Source organism: Cytophagia bacterium CHB2, assembly GCA_030263535.1.
Taxonomy (GTDB): domain Bacteria; phylum Zhuqueibacterota; class Zhuqueibacteria; order Zhuqueibacterales; family Zhuqueibacteraceae; genus Coneutiohabitans.
The window spans coordinates 1-2420 of the sequence record SZPB01000589.1 but is presented as its reverse complement, the minus strand read 5'-3'; the positions used below and the strand labels follow the sequence as shown (position 1 = coordinate 2420).

2 protein-coding genes are annotated in these 2420 nt (G+C 51.2%); both read left to right on the top strand.

Annotated elements, in window-relative coordinates:
• Positions 1–229 precede the first annotated feature (229 nt).
• Positions 230–1102 carry a type II 3-dehydroquinate dehydratase gene (gene aroQ / locus FBQ85_29240; GenBank protein MDL1879216.1) on the top strand — a complete coding sequence of 291 codons (873 nt, stop codon included), beginning with the start codon at positions 230–232 and terminating at the stop codon, positions 1100–1102.
• Positions 1103–1381: 279 nt separating this feature from the next.
• The coding region (locus FBQ85_29235; GenBank protein MDL1879215.1) for an endopeptidase La at positions 1382–2420 on the top strand (1039 nt) is incomplete at its 3' end.

Sequence of the window (2420 nt, the reverse complement as noted above, 5' to 3'; positions counted from 1 at the left end):
TCATTCGAACTCTCTTCAGTGTGCGCGAGTCTTTTTACATGCGCGCGGAGATTACGGTTGACAGTTTCGCACAGCACACACCGAATGAAACCGCGACCATCATCTCGCAGCTTATTCGCGATCGGCTCTAAACCAGATGAGCCAGCACGAGGGAAGCTAACCTTTTTTTGAACAGGAGTGAACGGAGTAACTGGAAAAAAACTCCGTATCCGAAAGCAAATCAACAAACATGAAAAAAATTTTGATCGTACACGGCCCGAATCTGAATTTGCTGGGCGAGCGCGAGCCGGAAGTTTATGGTCGCACAACGTTGGATGAGTTGAATGCGGAGTTGTCAAAGTATGCGGAACAATGCCATGTCGCGGTGCAATGTTTTCAGTCGAATCATGAAGGCGCGTTGTTGGATTTCTTGCACAGCGAGCGCCGGAATGCGGCCGGCATCGTGATCAATCCCGGCGCTTTGACGCATTACAGTTATGCGCTGCGCGACGCCCTGGCCGCCATTAACCTGCCGGCCGTCGAGGTGCATCTCTCGGACATTCACCGGCGCGAAGAGTTTCGCCATACCTCCGTCATCCGCGAGGTTTGCCTCGCGCAAATTTCAGGCTACGGCGCCGGAAGTTATCACCGCGGTTTGGAAGTTTTGCTCGGCCATCTCGTGGTGGAGGAGATGGAGACGTTTCTTCGCGATCAGCCCAGCCTGGACACCGCCTATCATTATTGTGTGCAACTTTTAAAACGGCATTTTCGCAAATACGATTGGGCTGGAATTTATTTATTGGAAGGCCATGAATTGGTTGTCCACAATTACCTCGGCGCGCCCACGCCGCATACGCGCATTCCGGTTGGCTCCGGCATTTGTGGCTTAGCGGTTGCTGAAGAGCAAACCATCGTCGTGCCGGATGTGAATGCGGATCCACGTTATCTCGCTTGCAGTCTTGAAACGAAATCAGAAATCGTGGTGCCGATCAAAGGCACGCGCATTTATGGTGAAATTGATATTGACAGCCATACGCCGAATGCCTTTTGGGAAAATGACCGTCGGTTTTTGGAGCATATTGCAGCGCTACTCGCGAAACTGAATGATCGTATGACGTCTTGACATTCCTGACAATTTAGCAATGCTTTTGGTACTGCCAAAATTGTGAGATCATGCCAAAAGTGTATAATCTTTGGTGTAAAGCACTACCTGGATATTGATTTTCACTTTATTGCGGTTGGCACAACGTTTGTCCGTGATATTTGATTACTGAAAGCCAACGCTTGTAGTTCAGGAGGATTGGGACGATGTGCAAACCTATGAAAACCGTCGTGGAACGCGACGGTTGCACATCATCTGATTTTTCGCAATCTTTCTTATCCCATTATAGAGGAATTGCAGATGAACACAGAAAAAGATTCTGAAGAAAGTGGAATCGAGTTCAGAATTCCGAAAGTTCTCCCGTTGTTGCCGCTGCGCAACACGGTTATTTTTCCCCAACAAATTCTTCCTTTGTCAATTGGCCGTGACAAATCGGTGAAACTGATCGAGTCTGCCATTCGCAGTGATCGCTTGATCATGGTGGTAGCGCAACGTGACGGCTCGATCGACGATCCGAGCGCTGACGATCTTTATCGCTGGGGCACGATCGCGCAGGTGATGAAAATTTTCAAAATGCCCGATGGCACGCAAAGCGCCATGGTGCAGGGCGTGGCGCGCGGCCGCATTCTCGATTTTCTGCAAACTGAGCCGTTTATGACGGTGGCGGTGCAGCCGTATCCCGAAGGGAAAGTTGAGGGTATGGATATCGAAGCCATGGTGATGAATCTGCGCGGCCAGTTTCAGAAAGCCGTTGATCTCGCGCCTTATCTCACGCCCGAACACACCATGCTGGTGATGAACACCGAAAGCCCGGGCCGCCTGGCGGATGTCATCGTGTGGAACCTCAACATCCCCATGCCGGAAAAGCAGGATATTCTCGAAATCACCGAGGTACGCAAACGGCTGGAACGCACCACGTTTTTGCTGAGCAAGGAGTTGCAAATTCTTGAACTCGGCAGCAAAATTCAAAGCGAGGTACAGGGCGAGATTTCGAAGAACCAACGCGAGTATTACTTGCGTGAACAAATGAAGGCGATTCGGCGCGAGCTGGGTGAAGACGAAGATGAGCGCACGACGGAAATCAACGAGCTGCGCCAAAAGCTCGAAGAAGCCAAACTGCCGGAAGAAGCGAAGAAGGTGGCGGAGAAGGAGTTGGATCGTCTCGCGCGCATCCCGCCGGCGGCCGCCGAGTACACCGTTTCGCGCACGTACCTTGACTGGCTGATCGAGCTGCCGTGGAGCAAGGATACGCAGGATAATTTGGAAGTGACCTATGCGCGCCAGGTGCTGGACGAGGATCATTACGACCTGGAAAAAGTCAAGAAGCGCATTTTGGAAT